Genomic DNA, 22,174 nt, shown 5'->3' with positions numbered 1-22,174 from the left:
GCTTGCCACGTGGATTGCATTCGTGAGGGGCTCATTGACTGGAGAAACCCAAGATGCAAGAGGACGAAACAATCAATGCGCTCCGGCTGCTGGTGCAAGCGTGCGTGGACGGCGAAGGCGAGTACAGCGACTGTGCCCGGCATGCGCAGACCGTGGAGCTGCGCGAGCTCTTCGCCTATCGCGCGCAGGCCTGCCGAGAGGAGGCCGCGGAGCTGGAAGGCATCCTGCGCGACCTCGGCGGCAGGCCCGAGCACCGGGGCTCGGTGCTGGGTGCGGCGCATCGCAGCTGGATGGCGATTCGCAGCACGCTGGGGGTCAATGGTGACGGTGTGTTGCTGGACGCGTGCGAGCGGGTCGAGGAAGTGACGCTGATGCGCTATCGCGGCGTGCTGAGCGGTTCATTGCCGGATTCGATCCGCCAGGTGGTGCTCAAGCATTACGAGCTGGCGCGGCACACGCGCGAGCAGTTGCAGGCGTTGCGGGCCAGGATGGTCATCGAGGCTGGATGAACGCGGCTGCCGCCGGGTCATGCGGCAAAGCTTGCGGCAAGGGTGGCGACGGCGAAGCAGGCAAGGCAGTCCATGCGGCTTGCGCAAGCGCTGCGGCGGCAACGCTTTGCGGCAGCACGGCCTGCGCGCATTCGTGGCGCGGCAGCGGACAGTGCTCGTGCATGCACGGCCGGCACGGCAGGTCGTGCCAGAAGCAGGGGTGGCGCCTCGCGTCCAGCGGGGCCCATCGCGCCGCGTCGGATCCGCAACTGATCACGACGCTGGGCGTGCCGATGGCGACGGCCACATGCGACATGCCGGTGTCGTTGGTCACGACGACGGCCGCGGCCTCCACCAGCGCGCCCAGGGTCCACAGGTCGGTGCGGCCCGTGAGGTCGATGGCCGGGTGGCGCATGTGGCCCGCCACTTCCGCCGCCAGCGGCGCCTCGGCGGCGCTGCCGCTCAGCACCACCTGAAAGCCTTCGCCCGCGAGCCGGTCGCCCACGGCCGCGAAGTGCCGCGCCGGCCAGCGCCGCGATGCGAACCGGGCGCCTGGATGCAGGCAGGCCAGGGGGCGCGCTGGGGGCACGAGCGCAGCGAGGCGGCTGCGGTCCGATGCGTGGATCGGCCACTCGAGGTGCAGGCCCTGGCGGGCGATGCCCAGGTGGTCCGTCAGCGCCAGCAGGCGCAGGATCTCGTGGCCCTGCCGGGGCCAGGGCCGGTGCAGTGGCGGGTCCGCGCAGTAGCTGCCCGGTTCCGCGAATCCGGCGGTGGCACGCGCGCCGCAGGCGCCCACCAGCGGGTTGACCACGTCGCCGCTGCCGTGCAGCTGCACCAGCAGGTCGAAGTGCTCGTGCTGCATGTGCTGCAGAAATTGCGGCAGCCGTTCGGTGCGGACGGCCTGCTCGGGCAGGCCCGGCCAGCCGGGCAAGGCGATGAAGCGATGAACGAAGGCCTGGCGCGACGCCCATTCGGCGGCCCACGGCAGGCCGATGAGCACCAGCTCGGCCTGCGGCCAGCGCGCATGCAGCGCCCGCAGCGTGGGCAGGGCGCATAGCATGTCGCCCAGCATCAGCGCGCGCAGCACGCCGATGCGCCGAACGGGCTCCTGGAGGATCGGCGCAGGATTGCTCACCTGGCTTGCGCTCCGTGCATCAGGGCCCGGGCGGCAGCTGCCACGCCCTGGGGCGGCACGCCGCGCAGGCAGGCGTGGTGGCCCTCGGGGCAGACGCTTTTCAGGCAGCCGCTGCAGGGTACCGGGTGGCTCAGGACCCGGCTGCGCGCCGCCCAGGGCGTGTGCTGCGGGTTGGTCAGCGCATACAGCACGACCACCGGCGCGCCGACCGCCGCGGCAATGTGTGCCGGCGCGCTGTTGTTGCACAGGAGGACGCAGGCGCCTTCGATGAGCGCCGCGAGCTGGCCCAGTGGCAGCGGGTCCATTCGCAGTGCGGCGCCTGCCATGGCCTGGTGCAATGCATCGAGCTGAGGGGCATCGTCCGCGCTGCCGGCCAAGACGGCGGCATGGCCGGTGTCCGCGGCCAGGGCGCGCGCCGCGGCGGCAAAACTTTCCGGCGGGTAGCGGCGCGATGCCGCTGCGGCGCCCGGGTGGACCACGAAGTAGGGCTGCTGCGCCGGCAAGCCGGCAGCCGCGAGGCGCTGGCGCACGGCATGGCGGTCGGCCTCGTGCAGCGCCAGGCGCAAGGGCGCGGCGCTTGCGGTTGCAGTTGCGGCAAAACCTGCCGAGGCCACCAGGTCGAGCTGGCGGCGCACTTCGTGGCGCATGCCGTCGCCGGGGCGGTCATCGTCCCGCACCCAATGGCTCAGCAGCCCGTACGGGTTCTCGCGGCAATGGGCCAGGCGCAGGGGAATGCCGGCCTGGCGGCAGAGCAGGGCGGCCGGCAGCGCACTCTGGGTGCACACGGTGAAGATCACCGCCGCCTGGTAGCCGGCCGCGGCCAGCTGCTGCACCAGCGCCAGTTCGGCATGGCCGAGCGGCTCGGCCGGCAGCGCCGCCGTTCGCGGCGCGACCCATGGCGCCTCCCACGCCAGCACGTCGTCCACCAGGGGCAGGTGCGGCGCCAGCGCGGCGCCGGCCGGCGAGGTCAGCAGGTGCAGCTGCGCCGTGGGCAGGCCCTCCCTCAGGGCGGCCAGCGCGGGAGTGGTCATCAGCACGTCGCCGAGGCTGTCGAGCCGTACCGCGAGCAGCTTGCGCACGCCGGCCCAGGGCGCCTGAATGGCCGTCACGCCACGGCGCCCAGCGACAGCGTGCGTGCGGTGCGCTGCAGTTGCGGCCTGGCGCCGGCGTGCTGCTCGCACGACGATGCGATGGCTTCACGGTAGGCCTTGACCAGCCCCTGCGCCACCTGGTCCCAGGTGAAGAGCGAACGCACGCGCGCCATGCCGGCACGCCCCATGGCTTCGCCCAGCGCCGCGTTGGCATGCAGCCGCGCGAAGCGCTCGGCCAGCGCCGCCGGATCGGCCGGGGGCACGAGGAACCCGGTCACGCCATCCACCACCGTGTGCTGGATGCCGCCCACGGCGCTGCCCACCACCGGCGTGCCGCAGGCCATGGCCTCCAGCGGCGTGATGCCGAAGGGCTCGTAGGCCGGCGTGGTGGCGAAGACGTCGGCCGCGGCGTAGTAGTCGGCCAGCTCCTGGCGGTCGCGCTGGCCCACGAACACCACGCGCTGCGCCGCGCCGCATTGCTGCGCGATGGCGCGCAGCCGGCCCAGCTCGGGCGTGCGCGCGTCGTCGGGCTGGCGCGATTCGCCGCCCACCACCAGCAGGCGCGCGGGCATGCGTGCATCGAGCAGCGCCATGGCGCGCACCACATGCTCCACGCCCTTGCGCGGCACCAGCCGCCCCAGCTGCAGGACGATGAATTCGTCCTGCGGCAAGCCCAGGCGGCGCCGCGCCGCCACGCGGTTGCGCGGGCCGAACTGCGCCAGGTCCACGCCGCAGGGCACGGTGCTGATGCGCGCGGCGTCTGCGCCGTAGAGCCGCAGCAAGTCCTCGCGCTCCTGCGGGCATTCGGCAATCACCCGCTGCGCCCGGTGCACCAGGCGCCGCTCGATGCCGATGCGCGCCTGCGGAAACCCATCGGCGCTTCCCTGGTGCTGCTGGCGCACCAGGCCCAGTGCATGGAAGGTGACGGCCAGCGGCAGCGCGCAGGCGCGCTGCAGCGCCATGCCGACCCATCCGGACATGAAGAAGTTGGCGTGGACGATGTCGTAGCGGCCCGCATGCTCCATCGCATTGCGCATGCCTCGCGCAAACGCCGGCATGTGCGAGAGCAGCTGTTCCTTGGGCACGAAGCAGGCGGGCCCGGCATCCACATGCATGACGCGCACGCGCGAGCGCAGGAAGGCGCAGGCCGACAGCCGGATGCTGTCGCAGCGCGTGTACACGTCCACGTGATGGCCGAGGGCCGCCAGCGCGCAGGCCACCTGCGCCACGTAGACGTTCTGGCCGCCGGCATCGACGCCGCCGGGTTTGGCGAGCGGCGAAGCGTGCTCGCTGATCAAGGCAATTCGCAGCAGTGGTTCCCTGGTGGTCATGGCGGGCGGCTCCGGCTTTCTGGGTTGGACACGCTTGCCGGGGCAAGCGATATGCCCGAGCGCACCCACGTGACGGCGCCGCACAGGCACGCCGCTTGCCGTCAATGCGCAGGAGACAACACCGATGAAATGCGAAGCCATCCATTGCTATGACAGGGGCACCGTGCGCTTTGCGGTCTATCCGGACGGAATGGATGGACCGCGCGTGCTGGCAGAGGTCTCGGAAGACGCGCTTCGCGACGTGCTGGGCGCGAGCGGCGGCCCCGAAAGCCTGCTGCTGGCCTGCGAGCTGAACTTCCCGGTGCTGGAGGAGCACGTCGTGCGCCGCTTCAAGGAGGACCCGCGAAGGGCCATCTATCTGGAGACGCGCGACCTGTTGTTTGTGCGTTAGTCTCGCGACGAGACGGCCTGCTTGGCGGCCGATCGCGCGAGTTTCGCGGTCTTTTAGCGGGCGAGGAAGTCAGCGCGTGGCGCAGGCCTTGCGAATCGCTCTCGTTGACCAGGGGGGGCGAGCTTCTAGGTCAGCAAAAGTAGCGAAGAAGCGTGGAATCGAATCAGTTTGCCTCAGCAACTCACCACACACATGTCACTGGACTGCTGGGCCAACACCTGCGAGGTTGCCAAATTCCTTGGGCTTGTGAACCTGGGACAAGCTTTGGCGGTACTCCAGAGCTTCGGGAATGTCCTCGAACTCCAACAGCTCGCCAGCGAGTGCGCTTAGGTGCATCTTGGCTTCCAGCGGCGTCGCATGGAAGAACTCACGGCGGCGGTTGACAGCGTTGACTCGTCGCTCTCCCAAACGCGCATGCATCTGACCTTCGATGCCTACAGCGTCCTTGGAGAAGAAGAGTGCATGCACATCGAAATTGAATGGCACTGAAGCATCGCTCAACTCTCGTATGCGGTCCCTCGGATCGAGCCGGCGCGTCATGCCGACTTTCACCATGGATTCGCCAAATGAACCGATGTTGGAAATCACATAGACATAGCCTGCACGAATATTCGCTGCTCGATAGTCAACGTCCGACAGCGCCCGGGCTACGTCGGCGAGTTGATCGCGCATGCGCGCAACAGCCTCCACGTCCCCTTTGGCCTCAAGTGCGGCGAGGGCGTTAGCGTAGTGGGTGCGCTCCTTCTCAAGGCGTTCACGTTCGCGCTCCAACTCTTGCTGAGCTTTTCGCTCCTCCTTGAGGCGCTCGCGCTCAGCGCGCTCTGCTTCCTTCTCCTCGGCCTGCTTTTGAAGGAAATCGGCGGTCAGGGACAACTCATCAATGCGCACCCGCAAATACTGCGCTGAAATCTGTATGTCCATGCTGCGACCCAAACGTTCAATCGTCGAGGCCACCTTGCGCAGCCGCTCGATGGCGGCATCGAGTTTGTACGGCTTGAGTGAGCGTACGAGGTTGTCAGCCTCGGCGTTGAAGGCGCGAAGCATCAGCTTGGAAAAATCGCGCACCATCGCCTTGCCCTCGGCAACAGAGCCGTTGACCGTCCAGTTGGTAGTAGCTTGGATGGCTCCGCCATCCTTTTTGGTCATTTCCTTGATCGTCGCCTGCACCACATCCAACGCGAGGCGAAAAGACACAGCATCGGTCAGAGGATGGCGATACTCGTAAATGCCTACCTCTTGGAGCATCGCAACCTCTTCCGTGACAACGATGGCGTGGCGCAGTTCCTCCTGTCTCCGTAACAGGAGGACAAGCGCCTCCTTGGCCGCCTCGCGTTCGCGGGCCAACGCCTCCCGCTGGCGAGCCATCTCCTTCTCAAGGTCCTTGGCCCGCTCTTCCAATTCTAAAACCGAGTAGGCGCCGAGCCGCTCAAGACTATTCGTGGCTTCGCGTAATTCGTTGCGCAATTCCTGGATCTTGATGGACTGCTCAGCTGCCATGCGCCGAGCGCCGAAGAACGGAACTTTGACTGGTTGAAAGTTGGTCTGGTCGTTGTTGCTCATGAGATCGGCGAATAGACAAAACCTAAATCGATGACGTCAACGTCGTGAAGCACGATCATTGACACAAATCTAGCTGACCCGATGACTCATGACCTCCCGCGAATTGGTGAGTCCGTTGATGTGTATAGCTGTTTGCAAAAGCGGTCGAGTTTGGGGTGGGCTCGTCTAAATCGGCGCAGGCGCTTCGATCAGGACGTGCGTAGGGAGCGGGCGCGGCACAAACACCGGGCCATCTGCGTGGCTGGCGGCTCAGGATTGTGGTCCCCAGCATCAAGTGGCGTGGGGCACCTTCAAGCGGGCATGGTCGAATGAGGCGATGCAAAGCCTTGCAACTCGATTTGAGTCACGCGCTGGAACTTGGAGAGCTACTGCCTGGGTTGTAGAGGCGCCTGCGCGGGAGCCTAATGGGTCGCGATCTGGACCACTGGCAGTGCCTTGGCGTAGATGTTTGCAGCCACTATCACCAAAGCCAGGATGAACATTGGCCTGCCCGGAGAGGATCGAACTCCCGACAACCTGCTTAGAAGGCAGGTGCTCTATCCAACTGAGCTACGGGCAGACAGCCCCTGATTTTGCCACGCGAAAGAAGCGCCCCATGGCCACAGCGCCACATGACGACCCCTACCGGCTCGAACGCTTCGTCCAGGCGCAGGCGCCGGTCTACGCCCAGGTGTGCGCCGAGCTGGCGGACGGCCAGAAGCGCAGCCACTGGATGTGGTTCGTGTTTCCGCAACTGGCCGAACTGGGGCGCAGCAGCACCGCGCAGTTCTACGGAATCGGTTCGCGCGCCGAGGCGCTGGCGTACTGGCAGCACCCGCTGCTGGGCGCGCGGCTGGCGCAGTGCACGTCGCTGGTGCTGGCGGTGCAGGGACGCACGGCGCTGCAGGTGTTTTCTTCGCCGGACGACCTCAAGTTCCGCTCGTGCATGACGCTCTTCCAGGCGGTGGTGCCCGATGCGCCCTTGTTCGGCCAGGCGCTGGACAAGTTCTACGGCGGGCGGGGCGATCCGCTCACCCTGTCGCTGCTCCAGGCCATGCCCTGAGCGCCGCGACTGGCTGTCGCCTAAGCGGCGGCGCCGGCTGCGCTGGCGTTCGATACTGCCGGCTCGCTCGATTCAAAACCCTCAGAGACACACAAACAGGAAGCTCGGCATGGAAATCCGGAACAAGGTGGCGGTGGTCACGGGCGCTGCCAGCGGCATCGGCCGCGCGGTGGCAATGCGCTTTGCGCAAGATGGCGCACGCGGCGTAGTGGTGGCGGACCTCGACCTGGCAGGCGCCCAGGCGGTGGCCGCAGAGATCGGCGCGCAGGCCCTGGCCGTGCGCTGCGACGTGAGCGTGGAGGCCGACATCCAGGCGCTGGTGGCCGCCGCGCGCGAGCGCTTCGGGCAGGTCGACATCTACATCTCCAATGCCGGCATCCTGGGGCGTCCCGGCGGCTTCGAACTGGACGACGCCCTGTGGGACAAGATGTGGCAGGTCCACGGCATGGCCCATGTGTGGGCCGCGCGCGCGGTGGTGCCCGACATGGTGGCGCGGGGCGAGGGCTACTTCCTGGTCACCGCCTCGGCCGCCGGCCTGCTGAACATCGTGGAAACGGCGCCTTACGGCGTGACCAAGCACGCGGCCGTGGCCTTTGCCGAATGGCTGCGCATCGCCTACGGCCGGCGCGGCCTGCGCGTGTCGTGCCTGTGCCCGCAGTCGGTGCAGACCGGCATGGTGACCGGCGACGGCGGCTCGGCCGGGCACGACGGCATCCTGAGCGCCGAGCAGGTGGCGGCCGAGGTGGTGGCGACCATGCAAAGCGAGAAGTTTTTGGTGCTGCCGCACCCGCAGGTGCTGCAATATTTCCAGGCCAAGGCGGCGGACTACGACCGCTGGCTGGGCGGCATGCAGAAGCTGCACGCAATGCACGCAGCGTAGACGTGTGAACTGACGCGCGGATTCGCAGTCCTACCGGCATCACCCGCTGGTGGCTGCGAAATGTCCATGTACGGTGCCCTCCGCGCGGCCCGTCGCATCGCCGACTGGCCCCTGCTCCGACCATCCAGGACGAGATGGGAGGAAAGGCAGTTTCTCGATCCGCAAAGCGGTGCAGCCTATTTCGGCGTGTATGCCAGCTTTGCGCAGGCGCGCAGCCACTTGCCGCGGGGGCCGGGATTCAACCTGGGGGCGCTGGCGCTCGAACATGTGCAGGTCCGCATGACGCGGGTCTTCGAATACGACTACCCGATCATGCGATGGCTCGAACGGGCATTCGCCCGTGGCGCGGCGCGGGTGCTGGACATCGGCGGTTCGGTGGGCGTCCACTATTTCGCGTACCGCCGGTATCTGGACATGCCGGAATCGCTGGCGTGGCACGTGGTGGAGGTGCCTGAGATCGCTGCCATCGGACGGGGCCTGGCCAGGCAGCACGGCGCGCCGGCACTGATGTTCACCTCGGACCTGGAGGCGGCCGTCCGCACCGGCGGCCACGATGTCTGGAACTGCGCCGGTGCCATCCAGTATGTCGAGGATGCCCACCCCGCCCGGCTGCTCGATCTGTGCGAAACGCTGCCCGAGCACCTGTTGCTGAACAAGCTTCCGCTCTACGGCGGCGAGCATTTCGTCACCACGCAGAACCTGGGCGAGGGGGCGTTTTCTCCGATGCATGTGTACAACACGGGCGCTTTCATCCGGGCCATTGAAGAACGCGGCTACGTGCTGGAGGACAAATGGGACGTGTACGAGCGTGCCCTGCACATTCCAGGACGCCCGGAGCGCTCGTTCCCGTGCTTCACGGGCTTGTACTTCGCGCGCCGGTCCGATGCGGCGGGTTGAAGCGGCGGGCCGGCAACAGAAAAGCCCGCCTGGTTTCCCAGGCGGGCTTGCTGCGTTTTTTGATGGTCGGAACGGCGGGATTCGAACTCGCGACCCTCTGCTCCCAAAGCAGATGCGCTACCAGGCTGCGCTACGTTCCGACAAGGCGTGCATTGTAGCCGCAGCGCGCACCCGGTTTTTCCGCGGGCGTCAGCGCCGCTCGTACTGCGTCTTGCCGAACAGGATCTCGCGCGACTTGTCGTCGGTGATGGGCTTGCGCAGCTCGGCCAGCACCTTCACGCCGCGCTGCACGGCCGGGCGCTCGGCAATGGCGTCGAACCACTTCTTCAGGTGCGGATAGTCCTCCAGCACGATGCCCTGGTTCTGCCAGCTGCGCAGCCACGGGAAGATGGCGATGTCGGCAATGCTGTAGTCCTTGCCGGCGATGTAGCGCTGCTTGGCCAGCTGCTTGTCGATCACGCCGTACAGGCGCTTTGCTTCGTTGGTGTAGCGGTCGACGGCGTAGGGAATCTTCTCGGGCGCGTACATGCGGAAGTGGTGCGCCTGGCCCAGCATGGGGCCCACGCCGCCCATCTGGAACATGAGCCACTGCAGCACGTCGTAGCGCTCGCGATCGCCTTTGGGCAAGAACTGGCCTGTCTTGCCAGCCAGGTACACCAGGATGGCGCCCGACTCGAACAGCGAGATCGGCTTGCCGTCCGGCCCCTCTGGGTCGACGATGGCCGGGATCTTGTTGTTGGGGCTGATGGCCAGGAACTCCGGCGCGAACTGGTCGCCCTTGCCGATGTTGACCGGATGGACGCGGTACGGCAGGCCGCATTCCTCCAGCATGATGTGAACCTTGTGGCCGTTGGGCGTGGGCCAGGAATAGACGTCGATGGTCTTGGAGTCGGGCATGGGTCGTTCTTCCAACAGAGTGGGTTGATGTTGCCGGGCTGCGCAGCATAGCCACGGCCGGCAAGACCCTGGCGCCGCCGGCCCCATTGGAAATACGCTACGCGACCGCCTGCCTTCCGGCCAGCCGCTGGTGGATGGAAGCCACCGCTGCCGCCCCTTCGCCAATGGCGCCGCCCACCCGCTTGACTGAGCCGGAGCGGACATCGCCCACGGCGAACACGCCCGGTATGCTGGTCTCCAGCGTGGTGGGCGTGTGCATGGCAGGCGCTGCCGCGGCGGCGGTTCCGGTCAGCACGAAGCCGTGCGAATCCACCGCCACGCCGCAGCCGGCCAGCCACCGGGTCTCGGGCTCCGCGCCCACGAACAGGAAGATGTTGTGCGCCGAGCAGTCGTGCTCCGCCGCCAGCTGGCGGTTGAACCAGGTGGCGCCCTCCAGCCCGCGGTCCGGCTCGCCGTGCAGGCGCACCAGCTCGGTGTGCGGATGCAGCTCGATGTTGGGCGTGGCGTCCAGCCGGTCGATGAGATAGCGCGACATGCTGGCCGCCAGCGAGGGCCCCCGCACCAGCACATTGACCTTGGCCGCGTGCTGCGACAGGAAGACGGCGGCCTGGCCGGCCGAATTGCCGCCGCCCACCAGCGCGATTTCCTGGTTGGCGCAAAAGCGCGCCTCCAGCGCCGACGCCCAGAACCAGATGCCGCGCCCTTCGAACTCGGGCAGGCGCGGCACGGCCGGTCGCTTGTAGCGCGCGCCGGTGGCGATGACCACGGTGCGCGAGCGCAGGCGCCGGCCGTCGGCCAGCGTCACCGTCAGCGGTTCGCCGTCGTGCGCGCCCGCGCAGTCCATGCAGGTCACCTCGGCCGGAATGAGCATCTCGGCGCCGAACTTCCGCGCCTGCACGAAAGCCCGGCCGGCCAGCGCCCCGCCCGAGATGCCGGTGGGAAAGCCCAGGTAGTTCTCGATGCGCGCGCTGGCGCCGGCCTGGCCGCCGAAGGAGCGGCAGTCCACCACGATGACGCGCAGCCCTTCGGAGGCGGCATACACGGCGGTCGACAGGCCCGCCGGCCCGGCGCCCACCACCAGCACGTCGAACAGGTCGTCGCGCTCGCCGCTGTCGAGCATGCCCAGGCAGCGCGCCAGCGCGTCTTCCGACGGGTTGATGAGCACCGAGCCGTTGGGGCACACCGCCAGCACCTGGCACTGGCCGTACTGCTCCAGCAGCGCGGCGGCATCGGCGTCGGTGTGCGCATCGACCAGGTGGTAGGGGTGGCCGTTGCGGCTGAGGAAGGTCTGCAGGCGCAGGATGTCGGCGTCGCCGGGCGGGCCGATCAGCACCGGGCCGCTGGCGCCGGATTCGATCAGCGCCACCCGCCGCAGGATGAGCGCGCGCACCACGCGCTCGCCCAGGTCGGCCTCGGCAATGATCATGGCGCGCAGCTGGTCGGGCGGAATCAGCAGCACCTCCACGTCCTCGTCGGCATGGCCGTCGACCAGGGCAGGGCGGCCGGAGAGCTGGCCCACCTCGGCCATGAATTCGCCCGGGCCTTGCCGCACCACCGGCACCACATGGCCCAGGCCGTCGCGCTGGGTCACGGACACATGGCCCGAGAGCACCACGAACATGCCGGGCCCCGGCTCGCCGGCGGTGAACAGGCACTCGCCGCGCGCATAGCGCCGGGTGCCGCCGAAGCGGCGGATGCGGTCCACCTCCTGCGGCGTGAGCGCCGGGAACATCTGGTGGCGGCGCGTTTCCATGTCGATCGGCTCATTGGCCATGGGCTCTCCAGCAAATAGGAATGCGGACGGGAAGGGAAGTGCGCATTAAACGCCCAAGCCGGGCCGGCCGTGCGCGTCATGCAAATGCCACGCCACTGACATGCGGGGTACATCTCGCGCCCCGAGACTGCGGCCTCAACATGAGAGACCTGCCCACACCGACACTGCCTTTGTCGACCCCGGCCCTGCGCGGCCCTTCACCGGCGCGGCCCGCGGTGGATGCCGCCGGCATCCAGGTCGGCTGGGCGCGCCACCAGGACGAGGTCCGCGCCGCCCAGCGACTGCGCTACGAGGTCTTTGCCGGCGAAATGGGTGCACGCCTTTCCACGCCCGTGGCCGGCCACGACATCGACCTGTTCGACGACTTCTGCGAGCACCTGCTGGTGCGCGACGAAGCCACGCGTGAAGTCATCGGCACCTACCGGGTGCTCACGCCGGCCCAGGCACGCCGCGTGGGCAGCACCTACAGCGATACGGAGTTCGACCTGACCCGCCTGCGCGATTTGCGCGAGCGCATGGTCGAACTGGGCCGCAGCTGCGTGCATCCGGGGCATCGTCACGGGGGTGTCATCCTGGCGCTGTGGGGCGCGCTGGCGGGCTTCATGCACCGCAACCGGCTGGACACCATGATCGGCTGCGCCAGCATTCCCATGTGGCACCAGGGCGTGACCAGCGGCGACGCGGCCGCCAGCATCTGGCGCCAATTGTCGGCAACGCACCTGGCGCCGATCCGCTACCAGGTGCAGCCGCGCCTGCCGCTGCCGGTGGAGCGGCTGGACGGCAGCCTGGCGGTCGAGCCGCCGGCGCTCATCCGCGGCTACCTGCGCCTGGGGGCCAAGGTGCTGGGCGCGCCGGCCTGGGACCCGGACTTCAACACGGCCGACCTGCCCATGCTGATGCGCCTGGAAGACCTGCCTTCGCGCTATCGGCGGCACTTCCTGGGTTAGCGTCACAATGGACACGCGATAGTCACGGAACTGTCATATTGAGCCGGGAAACTGTCATGTCCATGCTGCCTGGAGCCCAGGAGAGGCTTCAAGTCCAAGAATCCATGCTCATCCCCACCGACTCCTCGATCGGGCCGGCCACCGCGGCCGAGCCCGTTTCCGTGCTCCTCGACCGGGACCACAGCATCCTTGCGTTCAACGAGCGAGTGCTCGACTGGGCGCAGCGGCCCGACGTGCCGCTGGCCGAACGCCTGCGCTACCTGTGCATCGTGTCGTCCAACCTCGACGAGTTCTTCGAGGTGCGGGCCGCGCCCCATCTGATTGCCTTCGGCGCGGGCGACCAGAAGGGCAACTACAGCGTCGAATCCTTCGAGAGGCTGGCCGCCGCCGTCCATGACCTGGTGGGGCGGCAGTACGCGCTTTACAACAATGCGCTGATGCCGGCCTTCGCCGCCGAAGGCATCCAGATCATTTCGCACGGCGAGCGCAACCCGGCCCAGCGCAAATGGGTGCACGACTATTTCGAGCGCGAGGTGCGCCCGCTGCTGATCCCGGTGGGGCTGGACCCGGCCCACCCCTTCCCGGCGGTGGCCAACAAGTCGCTCAACTTCATCGTGCGACTGGGCGGGGTGGATGCCTTCGGGCGCGACAACCCCATCGCCATCGTCAAGCTGCCGCGGGTGGTGCCGCGCATCGTGCGGCTGCCGGCCAAGGTGTCGGGCGGCAAGACGCTGTTCGTGGCGCTCTCGTCCATCGTGCGGGCGCACCTGCAGAGCATGTTCCCGGGGCGCGAGGTGGGCGAGTTCTCGCAGTTCCGCGTCACGCGCCACTCCGACCTGGCGGTCGACGAGGAAGACGTGAAGAACCTGCGCACCGCGCTGCGCCAGGGGCTGGAGCACCGCCACTACGGCCAGGCCGTGCGGCTGGAGGTGTCGGCCAGCTGCGCGGAGAGCCTGTCGAGCTTCCTGCTCGCCCAGTTCAACCTGCCGCCGCAGGCGCTGTACCGCGTGCACGGGCCGGTGAACCTGGCGCGCCTGACGCAGATGGTGGACCTGCTGAGCGAGCCCAAGCTGTTCTTTCCGCCCTACCAGCCGTCCTACCCGATCACGCTGTCCACGGGCCAGTCCTTCTTCGAGCGGCTGCAGCGCGGCGACGTGCTCATCCACCAGCCCTTCGAGAGCTTCGACGGCGTGCTGGCCTTCCTGCGCGAGGCGGTGCACGACCCGCAGGTGCTGGCCATCAAGCAGACCATCTACCGCACCGGCACCGATTCCGAGCTGATGGAGCTGCTGCGCGAAGCCGTGCGCCGTGGCAAGGAAGTGACGGCGGTGGTGGAGCTCAAGGCCCGCTTCGACGAAGAGGCCAACATCAACTGGGCCGAGATGCTCGAGTCCATCGGCGCCCAGGTGCTCTACGGCGTGGTGGGGCTGAAGACGCACGCCAAAATGCTGCTGGTGACGCGGCGCGAGGGCAAGCGCCTGGTGCGCTACGGCCACCTCTCTACCGGCAACTACAACCCGAAGACGGCGCGCCTGTACACCGACATCAGCCACCTCACGGCCGACCCGCTGCTCACGGCCGACATGGAGGCGGTGTTCGTGCACCTGGCCAGCCAGGTGAAGCTGCCCAAGCTCAACCGCATGTGGGTGGCACCCTTCGACCTGCATCGCAACCTGATCGCGCAGATCGATGCGCTCGGCGCGGCCGCGGCCGGCGGCGCGTCGACCCGCATCGTCGCCAAGATGAACGCGCTGACCGACGAGCAGCTCATCGCGGCGCTGATCCGCGCGGGGCAGAAGGGCGTGCGCATCGACCTGATCGTGCGCGGTGCCTGCACCCTGTCGGCGCAGGTGCCGGGGCACACCGACAACATCCGGGTGCGCTCGGTCATCGGGCGCTTTCTGGAGCACTCGCGCGTGTTCTATTTCCGAAACGGCGAGGACGAGACGCTCTACCTGTCGAGTGCCGACTGGATGAACCGCAACATGCTGCGGCGGGTGGAGGTGGCCTGGCCGGTGACGGACCCGATCCTGCGCCAGCGGCTGATCGACGAATGCCTGGTGGCCTACCTGCACGACGGGCGCGACGCCTGGGAGCTGGAGGCCGACGGCCGCTACCAGCGGGTGCTGCGCGACACGCATGCCGACAACGAAGGACCGTCGAGAACCATCGAAGCCCACGGCGCCCAGACGGCGCTGATGGGCCGCTACGCGTCACGCGGCCTGCGCCGCGTGGCTTCCAGAGACTGAAAGTAGACAAGAAGCCATGGACCTGATTTTCTGGCGCCACGCCGAGGCCGAGGACTGGACCGAAGGCTGCGACGACATGGCCCGCTCGCTCACCCCGCGCGGCGAGAAGCAGGCCAAGCGCATGGCCAACTGGCTGGACCGCCAGCTGCCCGAGGGCACACGCATCATCTGCAGCCCGGCGCGGCGCTGCGAGCAGACGGTGCTGGCGCTGGGCCGCAAGTACAAGATGCGCCCCGAGCTGGCGCCCGACACCACGCCCGACGCGCTGCTGTCGGCGGCCGGCTGGCCGCAGGGCAAGTCGGTGGTGCTGCTGGTGGGGCACCAGCCATCGCTGGGCCAGTCGATCTCGCTGCTGCTGGGCATGCAGCAGGACAGCTGCGTGGTGCGCAAGGGCGCGGTGTGGTGGATCCGCACCCGCGAGCGTGACGGCGACACGCAGACCGTCGTGGTGACGGTGCAGTCGCCTGAGATGGTCTAGCACCCCGACAGCCTTACCCGCCACCCCGCCTTCTGCCACGCGAGAACCTCCTCGCGCAGCAGGTGCGCCGACTGCGGGTACAGCTCGGCCCAGCTCGGCTTGCAATTCACGCTGAACTCGCGCGGCCCGGCGATGGCAACGCGCAGCGGCTGCGTGTCGGGGTCGCGCCGGGCGTGGCACAGCAGCACGGCCAGGCGCAGGGCCAGCAGCTGGGTGGCGAACACGGGCTCGGCCAGCGCGGCCTCCACCTTGCGCAGCTTGCCGTGGTGGCCCAGCACCAGCTGGCTGAGGATGTGCATTTCCTCCACGTCGAAGCCTGGCGCATCGGCGTTGTCCAGGATGTAGGCGCCGTGCTTGTGGTATTCGCTGTGCGAGATCTGCGTGCCCACCTCGTGCAGCTGTGCGGCCCAGCCCAGCTTGCGCAGGGCACGGCCTTCGCGGGTGGTGGTGTTGCCGCCGCGTGCGGCGGGCACCATCTGCACGAACAGCTCCGATGCGCATTCGGCCACGCGCGCCGCCTGGGCCGCATCGGCATTGAAGCGGGCCGACAGCCGCACCACGGTGGCCGAGCGCATGTCGGCCACGGTGTTGTCGCGCTGCAGCAGCTCGTACAGCACGCCGTGGCGCAGCGCACCCTGGGCGATGCGCATCTCGTGGATGTCCAGCAGGTCGAACACGGCGCGCAGCACCGCGAGGCCGCCGCCGATGACGGGCTTGCGGTCTTCGCGCAGGCCGTCGAGCTTGATCTTGTCGGTGCTGCCGGCCTTCACCAGCTTCTCGACCAGCCAGTCCAGGCCCTCGCGGGTGACCAGGCCGGGCGCGCCGCCCGCCAGCTCCAGCATGTCGCCCACCGCGCCGATGGTGCCGGAGGCGCCGTAGGCCACGTCCCAGCTGTGGCGCGCGTAGCGGGTGAGGGCGTCGTCCAGCACCGCCTTGGCCGCGATTTCGGCGGCGCGGAAGGCCTGGTGCGTGAACTGGCCGCCCTCGAAGTGCTTCATCGACCAGGCCACGCTGCCCACCCGGTACGACTCCATGGTGTCGGCCTCCAGGGCGCGGCCCAGGATCATTTCGGTGGAGCGCCCGCCGATGTCGATCACCAGCCGGCGCTCGCGGTCGGACTCGTCGGTGTGCGGCAGCATGTGCGACACGCCCTGGTAGATCAGCCGCGCCTCTTCGTGGCCGGAGATCACGTCGATGCCGAAACCCAGCACGGTGCGGGCCCGCAGCAGGAATTCGTCGCGGTTGCGGGCCTCGCGCAGTGTCTGGGTGGCGACAGCGCGCACCTGCGAGCCCTTGAAACCGGACAGGCGCTCGCCGAAGCGGGCCAGGGCGTCCCATCCGCGCTGCATGGCCTCGGGGGTGAGGTTGCGGGCGCTGTCCAGGCCGTTGCCCTGGCGCACCGTTTCCTTGAGGTATTCGGTGCGGTGGATCTGGCCGTGGTCGACCTGGCCGATTTCGAGGCGGAAGCTGTTGGAGCCGAGATCGACCGCAGCCAGGCGGGTGCCGTTTTGCATGGGGTGTGAGCGCCGGGACGTTCGAGGAAGAAGAAAAAGCGGGATCCGATGGTAGCCGCTGGGTCCTGGCCGCCTTGTGACGGCTGCGTGACACGTCATGAAACCAGACGTGACGGCCACACGATTTCCCCTCTGGCAGGGGGTGTCATATGAGTGTCACACAAGCTTCCTAGAGTCCGGTCCAACCCTCGGAAAGAGGGTTCGACTTACCTCCCTACAAGGAAGCCTTTCATGAAAAAGATCTCCGCCTTCGCCGCCACTGGCCTGTTCGCCGTGGCTTTTGCCCAGATGCCTGTCTTCGCCCAGGACGTGACTGGCGCCGGCGCCAGCTTCCCGGCGCCGCTGTACGCCAAGTGGGCGGCCGACTACAACAAGGCCACCGGCGTGAAGATCAACTACCAGTCGGTCGGCTCGGGTGCCGGCCTCAAGCAGATCGAAGCCAAGACGGTGGACTTCGGCGCCTCCGACATGCCCCTGAAGGACGAGGACCTCAAGGCCAAGGGCCTGGTGCAGTTCCCGACCGTGATCGGTGGCGTGATCCCGGTGGTCAACATCCAGGGTATCAAGGCCGGCGAGCTCAAGCTCAGCGGCGCCGTGCTGGGCGACATCTACCTGGGCAAGATCACCAAGTGGAACGACCCGGCCATCAAGGCCCTGAACGGTTCGCTGAATCTGCCGGACGCCGCCATTGCCCCGGTTCGCCGCGCCGACGGCTCGGGCACCAGCTTCCTGTTCACCAACTACCTGTCCAAGGTCAATGCCGAGTGGAAGACCAAGGTGGGCGAGGGCACGGCCGTGAACTGGCCGACCGGCGCGGGCGGCAAGGGCAACGAAGGCGTGGCCGCTTTCGTGAACCGCCTGCCCAACTCCATCGGCTACGTCGAGTACGCCTACGTCAAGCAGAACAAGATGACCTACGCCCAGATGCAGAACGCCGCGGGCAACTTCGTCTCGCCCGACGACTCGGCCTTCAAGGCGGCAGCCGCCGGTGCCGAGTGGAGCAAGACCTTCTACCAGGTGCTGACCAACCAGCCGGGCAAGGATTCGTGGCCCATCACCGGCGCCACCTTCATCCTGATGCAGAAGGCGCAGGACAAGCCGGCCCAGGCCGCCAGCGTGCTCAAGTTCTTCGACTGGGCCTACAAGAACGGCGACAAGACGGCCGACGAACTGGACTACGTGCCCATGCCCGCCTCGGTGAAGACCGCCATCACCGAAGAATGGCTCGAGGTGAAGGACACCGCCGGCAAGGCCGTTTCGTACAAGTAAGCCCAACCACCAGGCCGGCCGCTCATGAGCACCACGCTTGAAGGCGCGCCGGCCAGGGAGCACGACGTGTCATCCACATTCCCCGCACCGGCGGGTGCGCTCGATCTCGCGGCCGAGCGCGCTCGTGTTTCCAGAGCCGAACCGCCGCCGGCCAAGGTGCCCCGGTCCGGCCCGCTGGCGGACCGCCTGTTCGGCCTGGCGGCCAAGTCGGCGGCCTTGCTGACCCTGGCGCTTTTGATCGGCATCCTGGTCTCGCTCGTCATGGGCGCCTGGCCCGCCATCGAGAAATACGGCCTGGGCTTTCTCACGCGCAGCGTGTGGGACCCGGTGCAGGAGGACTTCGGCGGCCTGGTGATGATCTACGGCACGCTGGCCACCTCGGCCATCGCGCTGGTCATTGCGGTGCCGGTGAGCTTCGGCATTGCGCTGTTCCTGACCGAACTCTCGCCCGCCTGGCTCAAGCGCCCGCTGGGCACGGCCATCGAGCTGCTGGCCGCGGTGCCGTCCATCGTGTACGGCATGTGGGGCCTGCTGGTGTTCGGCCCGATCCTGTCGACCTACGTGCAGCAGCCCCTGCAGAAGCTGCTGGCGGGCGTGCCCTACCTGGGCGCGCTGGTGTCGGGCCCGCCGGTGGGCATCGGCATTCTCTCGGCCGGGATCATCCTGGCCATCATGATCATTCCCTTCATCGCCTCGGTGATGCGCGACGTGTTCGAGGTGACGCCCGCGCTCTTGAAGGAGTCGGCCTACGGTCTGGGCTCCACCACCTGGGAGGTGGTCAGCAAGGTGGTGCTGCCCTACACCAAGGCCGGCGTCATCGGCGGCATCATGCTGGGCCTGGGCCGCGCACTGGGCGAAACGATGGCCGTCACCTTCGTGATCGGCAACATGAACCAGCTCAACTCGCTCTCGGTGTTCGAGGCGGCCAACAGCATTACCTCGGCCCTGGCCAACGAGTTCGCCGAAGCGGGCGCCGGCCTGCACCAGGCGGCGCTGATGTACCTGGGCCTGGTGCTGTTCTTCATCACCTTTGTCGTGCTGTCGCTGTCCAAGCTGCTGCTGCAGCGCATGCAGAAAAGCGAAGGGGCCAAGGCATGACGATGTCCACCGCACAACGCCTGCTGGCCCAGAAGCAACTGGCCGAAGTCCGCGCGGCGCGCTTTGCGAGCCGCAAGCGGGTGAACCAGGTGGCCCTGACCCTGTCGCTGGCGGCCATGGCCTTCGGCGTGTTCTGGCTGATCTGGATCCTGTGGGAAACGCTGCGCCTGGGCCTGGGCGGCCTGGCCATCGCCACCTTCACGCAGATGACGCCGCCGCCCAACGAGGCGGGCGGCATCCTCAATGCCATCTTCGGCTCGCTGGTGATGGTGGCCATCGCCACTTTCGTGGGCACGCCCATCGGCGTGATGGCCGGCATCTACCTGGCCGAGTACAACCCCAAGGGCTGGCTCTCGCGGGTGACGCGCTTCGTCAACGACATCCTGCTGTCGGCGCCGTCCATCGTGATCGGCCTGTTCGTCTACGCGGTGATCGTGGCGCGCTTCAAGAGCTTCTCGGGCATTGCCGGCGCGGTGGCGCTGGCGCTGATCGTGATCCCGGTGGTGATCCGCACCACCGAGAACATGCTGCAGCTGATTCCGCCGGGCCTGCGCGAAGCGGCCTATGCGCTGGGCACGCCCAAGTGGAAGGTCATCAGCAGCATCACGCTGCGCGCGGCCCGCGCCGGCGTCGTGACCGGCGTGCTGCTGGCCGTGGCCCGCATCTCGGGCGAAACCGCGCCGCTGCTCTTCACCGCGCTGAACAACCAGTTCTGGACGTCCGACGTGACGCAGCCGATGGCGAGCCTGCCGGTGACCATCTTCAAGTTCGCCATGAGCCCGTACGAGAACTGGCAGCAGCTGGCCTGGGCCGGCGTGTTCCTGATCACGGTCGCGGTGCTGGCCCTGAACATCCTGGCGCGCGTGGTGACGCGCTCCAAACACTGACAAAGAGAAAAGACCATGCCTGCCACCCAAGTGCAAGCGCCCGAGCGCGCCAAGATTTCGGTCAAGGACCTGAACTTCTACTACGGCAAGTTCCATGCGCTGAAGAACATCAACCTGGAAATTCCCGAGCACAAGGTCACGGCCTTCATCGGCCCGTCGGGCTGCGGCAAGTCGACGCTGCTGCGCACCTTCAACCGCATGTTCGAGCTGTACCCGGAGCAGCGTGCCGAGGGCACGATCGCGCTGGACGGCGAGGACCTGCTCACCTCCAAGCAGGACGTGGCGCTGATCCGCGCCAAGGTCGGCATGGTGTTCCAGAAGCCCACGCCGTTCCCGATGTCGATCTACGACAACATCGCCTTCGGCGTGAAGCTGTTCGAGAACCTCTCGGCCTCCGAGATGGACGACCGTGTGGAGTGGGCGCTGAAGAAGGCGGCCCTGTGGACCGAAGTGCGCGACAAGCTGCAGCAAAGCGGCTCGGGCCTCTCGGGCGGCCAGCAGCAGCGCCTGTGCATTGCGCGCGGCATCGCCATCAAGCCCGAAGTGCTGCTGCTGGACGAGCCCTGCTCGGCGCTGGACCCGATCTCCACCGCGAAGATCGAGGAACTGATCGCCGAGCTGAAGAACGAATACACCGTGGTCATCGTCACGCACAACATGCAGCAGGCGGCCCGCTGTAGCGACTACACCGCCTACATGTACCTGGGCGACCTGATCGAGTTCGGCGCCACCGAGCAGATGTTCTTCAAGCCCAAGCGAAAAGAGACTGAAGACTACATCACCGGTCGCTTCGGTTGAATCAAGGAGGTCCAATGACTGAAAAGCACCTTTCCAGCCAGTTCGACAGCGAGCTCAACGGCGTGTCCTCGCGCGTGATGGAGCTCGGCGGCATGGTCGAGTCGCAGATCCATCAGGCCATCTATTCGCTGGCGCAGTTCGACTCCGACGCGGCCGACCGCGTGATCGAGACCGAGAACCGGGTGAACGCGCTGGAGATCGAGATCGACCGCGAGCTGTCGTCCATCATCGCCCGGCGCCAGCCCACCGCGCGCGACCTGCGCCTGCTCATCGCGATCTCCAAGACCACCGCCAACCTCGAGCGCGTGGGCGACGAGGCCAACAAGATGGCGCGCATGGTCAAGTCGATCATCGAGAGCGGCGCGGCGCGCGCGCTGCCTTCCACCGAGCTGCGCGTGGCGGCCGATCTGGCCTCGGGCCTGCTGCGCAAGGCGCTGGATGCCTTTGCCCGGCTCGACGTGGCGGCCGCCGTGTCGATCCTGAAGGACGACGACCTGATCGATGCCGAGTTCGACGGCTTCGTGCGCAAGCTGGTCACCTACATGATGGAAGACCCGCGCACCATCTCGGCCAGCCTGGACCTGCTGTTCCTGGCCAAGGCCATCGAGCGCATCGGCGACCACGCGAAGAACATCGCCGAATTCATCATCTATATCGTCAAGGGCGCCGACGTGCGGCACACTTCCATCACAGAAGTGGAATCGGCAGTGCAATGAAAAATATCCCCCACGCTCCGCGATGAAAAAGCCCAGAGTCCTGATCGTCGAAGACGAATCCTCGATCGCCGAGCTGATCGCGGTCAACCTGCGCCACAACGGCTTCGACCCGATCTGGGCCGAGGACGGCGAGGCCGCCCAGCGCGAGATCGAAACGCTGGTGCCCGACCTCATCCTGCTGGACTGGATGCTGCCCGGCCAGAGCGGCCTGGTGCTGGCGCGCCAGTGGCGCAAGGAGGCGCGCACCAAGGCCATCCCGATCCTGATGCTCACCGCGCGCGGCGACGAGCCGGACAAGATCGCCGGACTGGATGCCGGCGCCGACGACTACATCACCAAGCCCTTCTCGACGCAGGAGATGCTGGCGCGCATCCGCGCGGTGCTGCGCCGCCGTGCGCCCGAGACCACCACCGAGCGGGTGGAAATCGGCGAGCTGGCGCTCGACGCCGCCACGCACCGCGTGACATGGCAAGGGACGCCGCTGAAGGTCGGCCCCACCGAATTCAAGCTGCTGGCGCACCTCATGCGCCATGCCGAGCGGGTGCACAGCCGCGCCCAGTTGCTCGACAAGGTGTGGGGCGACCACGTCTACATCGAGGAGCGCACGGTGGACGTGCACGTCAAGCGCCTGCGCGAATCGCTGGGCGCCGCCTCGTCCATGATCGAGACGGTGCGCGGCGCCGGCTACCGGCTGACCGCACAGGCCACCGTCTGAGGCGACTGCCTTCCTTT

Annotated in this window: 21 protein-coding genes and 2 tRNA genes; 14 read left to right on the top strand and 9 right to left on the bottom strand. The window is 67.7% G+C overall.

The window, feature by feature from the left end; genetic code table 11:
- Window positions 1–53: 53 nt before the first annotated feature.
- Entirely contained in the window at window positions 54–509 is a 456-nt protein-coding gene (locus VSO01S_RS03625) for a ferritin-like domain-containing protein (protein WP_068640428.1), read from the top strand.
- Here the strand turns inward: VSO01S_RS03625 and VSO01S_RS03620 are convergent.
- The 3 genes from VSO01S_RS03620 to VSO01S_RS03610 are packed head-to-tail and all read right to left on the bottom strand — an operon-like array spanning window position 493 to window position 4,045.
- Window positions 493–1,623 carry a glycosyltransferase family 9 protein gene (locus VSO01S_RS03620; protein ID WP_068640427.1) on the bottom strand — a complete coding sequence of 377 codons (1,131 nt, stop codon included), beginning with the start codon at window positions 1,621–1,623 and terminating at the stop codon, window positions 493–495. The two genes, VSO01S_RS03625 and VSO01S_RS03620, sit on opposite strands and share 17 nt — an antisense overlap.
- Window positions 1,620–2,732, bottom strand: a complete 1,113-nt coding sequence (locus VSO01S_RS03615) for a glycosyltransferase family 9 protein (protein WP_068640426.1) — start codon at window positions 2,730–2,732, stop codon at window positions 1,620–1,622. Before VSO01S_RS03615 ends, VSO01S_RS03620 begins: the two co-directional genes overlap by 4 nt.
- Window positions 2,729–4,045 (bottom strand): glycosyltransferase family 4 protein, encoded by a 1,317-nt coding sequence (locus tag VSO01S_RS03610; protein WP_245684095.1) that lies wholly within the window; start codon window positions 4,043–4,045, stop codon window positions 2,729–2,731. The genes VSO01S_RS03615 and VSO01S_RS03610 overlap by 4 nt, the downstream gene beginning before the upstream one ends.
- Window positions 4,046–4,169: 124 nt before the next feature.
- Here VSO01S_RS03610 and VSO01S_RS03605 point away from each other — a divergent pair, with 124 nt between their 5' ends.
- Complete coding sequence (locus tag VSO01S_RS03605; RefSeq protein ID WP_068640425.1) at window positions 4,170–4,436, top strand: hypothetical protein; 267 nt, start codon at window positions 4,170–4,172, stop codon at window positions 4,434–4,436.
- A gap of 195 nt (window positions 4,437–4,631) precedes the next feature.
- On the opposite strand, the gene VSO01S_RS03600 is transcribed toward VSO01S_RS03605, so the two are convergent.
- The gene (locus VSO01S_RS03600; protein ID WP_218002315.1) at window positions 4,632–5,996 is read right to left on the bottom strand and encodes an SNIPE associated domain-containing protein; all 1,365 of its coding nucleotides are present in this window, start codon (window positions 5,994–5,996) and stop codon (window positions 4,632–4,634) included.
- Window positions 5,997–6,478: 482 nt separating this feature from the next.
- Window positions 6,479–6,555 (bottom strand) — tRNA-Arg (locus tag VSO01S_RS03595).
- A 36-nt stretch (window positions 6,556–6,591) separates the two neighbouring features.
- On the opposite strand from VSO01S_RS03595, the gene VSO01S_RS03590 reads away from it, so the two are divergent.
- The 3 genes from VSO01S_RS03590 to VSO01S_RS03580 all read left to right on the top strand — a co-directional run bounded on the left by VSO01S_RS03590 (window position 6,592) and on the right by VSO01S_RS03580 (window position 8,815).
- Window positions 6,592–7,038 carry a DUF1810 domain-containing protein gene (locus VSO01S_RS03590; protein ID WP_068640423.1) on the top strand — a complete coding sequence of 149 codons (447 nt, stop codon included), beginning with the start codon at window positions 6,592–6,594 and terminating at the stop codon, window positions 7,036–7,038.
- A 109-nt stretch (window positions 7,039–7,147) separates the two neighbouring features.
- Window positions 7,148–7,918: an SDR family oxidoreductase gene (locus tag VSO01S_RS03585; protein WP_068640422.1), complete on the top strand. Its 771-nt coding sequence runs from the start codon at window positions 7,148–7,150 to the stop codon at window positions 7,916–7,918.
- Window positions 7,919–7,978: 60 nt separating this feature from the next.
- Window positions 7,979–8,815, top strand: a complete 837-nt coding sequence (locus tag VSO01S_RS03580) for a methyltransferase, TIGR04325 family (RefSeq protein ID WP_084241661.1) — start codon at window positions 7,979–7,981, stop codon at window positions 8,813–8,815.
- Between the two features lie 63 nt (window positions 8,816–8,878).
- On the opposite strand, the gene VSO01S_RS03575 is transcribed toward VSO01S_RS03580, so the two are convergent.
- The 3 genes from VSO01S_RS03575 to VSO01S_RS03565 all read right to left on the bottom strand — a co-directional run bounded on the left by VSO01S_RS03575 (window position 8,879) and on the right by VSO01S_RS03565 (window position 11,486).
- Window positions 8,879–8,955 (bottom strand) — tRNA-Pro (locus tag VSO01S_RS03575).
- 49 nt (window positions 8,956–9,004) lie between these two features.
- Window positions 9,005–9,712, bottom strand: coding sequence for a glutathione binding-like protein (locus VSO01S_RS03570; protein WP_068640420.1), 708 nt, complete (start codon window positions 9,710–9,712; stop codon window positions 9,005–9,007).
- A 97-nt stretch (window positions 9,713–9,809) separates the two neighbouring features.
- Window positions 9,810–11,486, bottom strand: a complete 1,677-nt coding sequence (locus tag VSO01S_RS03565) for an FAD-dependent oxidoreductase (protein ID WP_068640419.1) — start codon at window positions 11,484–11,486, stop codon at window positions 9,810–9,812.
- Between the two features lie 140 nt (window positions 11,487–11,626).
- Here VSO01S_RS03565 and VSO01S_RS03560 point away from each other — a divergent pair, with 140 nt between their 5' ends.
- The 3 genes from VSO01S_RS03560 to VSO01S_RS03550 all read left to right on the top strand — a co-directional run bounded on the left by VSO01S_RS03560 (window position 11,627) and on the right by VSO01S_RS03550 (window position 15,160).
- Window positions 11,627–12,433, top strand: coding sequence for a GNAT family N-acetyltransferase (locus VSO01S_RS03560; protein ID WP_068640418.1), 807 nt, complete (start codon window positions 11,627–11,629; stop codon window positions 12,431–12,433).
- 104 nt (window positions 12,434–12,537) lie between these two features.
- Window positions 12,538–14,682 carry a polyphosphate kinase 1 gene (gene ppk1 / locus VSO01S_RS03555; protein WP_068640417.1) on the top strand — a complete coding sequence of 715 codons (2,145 nt, stop codon included), beginning with the start codon at window positions 12,538–12,540 and terminating at the stop codon, window positions 14,680–14,682.
- 16 nt (window positions 14,683–14,698) lie between these two features.
- Complete coding sequence (locus VSO01S_RS03550) at window positions 14,699–15,160, top strand: SixA phosphatase family protein (RefSeq protein ID WP_068640416.1); 462 nt, start codon at window positions 14,699–14,701, stop codon at window positions 15,158–15,160.
- Here the strand turns inward: VSO01S_RS03550 and VSO01S_RS03545 are convergent.
- Window positions 15,157–16,674: a Ppx/GppA phosphatase family protein gene (locus VSO01S_RS03545; RefSeq protein WP_068640415.1), complete on the bottom strand. Its 1,518-nt coding sequence runs from the start codon at window positions 16,672–16,674 to the stop codon at window positions 15,157–15,159. The two genes, VSO01S_RS03550 and VSO01S_RS03545, sit on opposite strands and share 4 nt — an antisense overlap.
- 231 nt (window positions 16,675–16,905) lie before the next feature.
- Here VSO01S_RS03545 and pstS point away from each other — a divergent pair, with 231 nt between their 5' ends.
- The 6 genes from pstS to phoB are packed head-to-tail and all read left to right on the top strand — an operon-like array spanning window position 16,906 to window position 22,157.
- Window positions 16,906–17,943 carry a phosphate ABC transporter substrate-binding protein PstS gene (gene pstS, locus VSO01S_RS03540; protein WP_068640414.1) on the top strand — a complete coding sequence of 346 codons (1,038 nt, stop codon included), beginning with the start codon at window positions 16,906–16,908 and terminating at the stop codon, window positions 17,941–17,943.
- A 24-nt stretch (window positions 17,944–17,967) separates the two neighbouring features.
- A complete protein-coding gene (pstC, locus tag VSO01S_RS03535) occupies window positions 17,968–19,041 on the top strand; it encodes a phosphate ABC transporter permease PstC (RefSeq protein WP_068640413.1) in 1,074 nt (357 codons plus the stop codon).
- Between the two features lie 2 nt (window positions 19,042–19,043).
- Window positions 19,044–19,928 carry a phosphate ABC transporter permease PstA gene (gene pstA, locus VSO01S_RS03530; protein WP_084241660.1) on the top strand — a complete coding sequence of 295 codons (885 nt, stop codon included), beginning with the start codon at window positions 19,044–19,046 and terminating at the stop codon, window positions 19,926–19,928.
- 15 nt (window positions 19,929–19,943) lie between these two features.
- Window positions 19,944–20,726: a phosphate ABC transporter ATP-binding protein PstB gene (gene pstB, locus VSO01S_RS03525; protein WP_068640412.1), complete on the top strand. Its 783-nt coding sequence runs from the start codon at window positions 19,944–19,946 to the stop codon at window positions 20,724–20,726.
- Between the two features lie 14 nt (window positions 20,727–20,740).
- A complete protein-coding gene (gene phoU / locus VSO01S_RS03520; protein WP_068640411.1) occupies window positions 20,741–21,442 on the top strand; it encodes a phosphate signaling complex protein PhoU in 702 nt (233 codons plus the stop codon).
- Window positions 21,443–21,464: 22 nt separating this feature from the next.
- Window positions 21,465–22,157 carry a phosphate regulon transcriptional regulator PhoB gene (gene phoB / locus VSO01S_RS03515; protein ID WP_068640410.1) on the top strand — a complete coding sequence of 231 codons (693 nt, stop codon included), beginning with the start codon at window positions 21,465–21,467 and terminating at the stop codon, window positions 22,155–22,157.
- Window positions 22,158–22,174 lie beyond the last annotated feature (17 nt).

The organism is Variovorax soli NBRC 106424 (genome assembly GCF_001591385.1).
Taxonomy (GTDB): domain Bacteria; phylum Pseudomonadota; class Gammaproteobacteria; order Burkholderiales; family Burkholderiaceae_C; genus Variovorax; species Variovorax soli.
This window is presented reverse-complemented; position numbering and strand designations above follow the sequence as displayed.

Excerpts from the sequence above, each read along its gene's own strand:
- VSO01S_RS03625 (WP_068640428.1), top strand. The coding sequence starts at position 54 with ATGCAAGAGGACGAAACAATCAATGCGCTCCGGCTGCTGGTGCAAGCG.
- VSO01S_RS03610 (WP_245684095.1), bottom strand. The coding sequence starts at position 4,045 with ATGACCACCAGGGAACCACTGCTGCGAATTGCCTTGATCAGCGAGCAC.
- VSO01S_RS03605 (WP_068640425.1), top strand. The coding sequence starts at position 4,170 with ATGAAATGCGAAGCCATCCATTGCTATGACAGGGGCACCGTGCGCTTT.
- VSO01S_RS03600 (WP_218002315.1), bottom strand. The coding sequence starts at position 5,996 with ATGAGCAACAACGACCAGACCAACTTTCAACCAGTCAAAGTTCCGTTC.
- VSO01S_RS03590 (WP_068640423.1), top strand. The coding sequence starts at position 6,592 with ATGGCCACAGCGCCACATGACGACCCCTACCGGCTCGAACGCTTCGTC.
- VSO01S_RS03585 (WP_068640422.1), top strand. The coding sequence starts at position 7,148 with ATGGAAATCCGGAACAAGGTGGCGGTGGTCACGGGCGCTGCCAGCGGC.
- VSO01S_RS03580 (WP_084241661.1), top strand. The coding sequence starts at position 7,979 with ATGTCCATGTACGGTGCCCTCCGCGCGGCCCGTCGCATCGCCGACTGG.
- VSO01S_RS03570 (WP_068640420.1), bottom strand. The coding sequence starts at position 9,712 with ATGCCCGACTCCAAGACCATCGACGTCTATTCCTGGCCCACGCCCAAC.
- VSO01S_RS03565 (WP_068640419.1), bottom strand. The coding sequence starts at position 11,486 with ATGGCCAATGAGCCGATCGACATGGAAACGCGCCGCCACCAGATGTTC.
- VSO01S_RS03560 (WP_068640418.1), top strand. The coding sequence starts at position 11,627 with ATGAGAGACCTGCCCACACCGACACTGCCTTTGTCGACCCCGGCCCTG.
- ppk1 (WP_068640417.1), top strand. The coding sequence starts at position 12,538 with ATGCTCATCCCCACCGACTCCTCGATCGGGCCGGCCACCGCGGCCGAG.
- VSO01S_RS03550 (WP_068640416.1), top strand. The coding sequence starts at position 14,699 with ATGGACCTGATTTTCTGGCGCCACGCCGAGGCCGAGGACTGGACCGAA.
- VSO01S_RS03545 (WP_068640415.1), bottom strand. The coding sequence starts at position 16,674 with ATGCAAAACGGCACCCGCCTGGCTGCGGTCGATCTCGGCTCCAACAGC.
- pstS (WP_068640414.1), top strand. The coding sequence starts at position 16,906 with ATGAAAAAGATCTCCGCCTTCGCCGCCACTGGCCTGTTCGCCGTGGCT.
- pstC (WP_068640413.1), top strand. The coding sequence starts at position 17,968 with ATGAGCACCACGCTTGAAGGCGCGCCGGCCAGGGAGCACGACGTGTCA.
- pstA (WP_084241660.1), top strand. The coding sequence starts at position 19,044 with ATGTCCACCGCACAACGCCTGCTGGCCCAGAAGCAACTGGCCGAAGTC.
- pstB (WP_068640412.1), top strand. The coding sequence starts at position 19,944 with ATGCCTGCCACCCAAGTGCAAGCGCCCGAGCGCGCCAAGATTTCGGTC.
- phoU (WP_068640411.1), top strand. The coding sequence starts at position 20,741 with ATGACTGAAAAGCACCTTTCCAGCCAGTTCGACAGCGAGCTCAACGGC.
- phoB (WP_068640410.1), top strand. The coding sequence starts at position 21,465 with ATGAAAAAGCCCAGAGTCCTGATCGTCGAAGACGAATCCTCGATCGCC.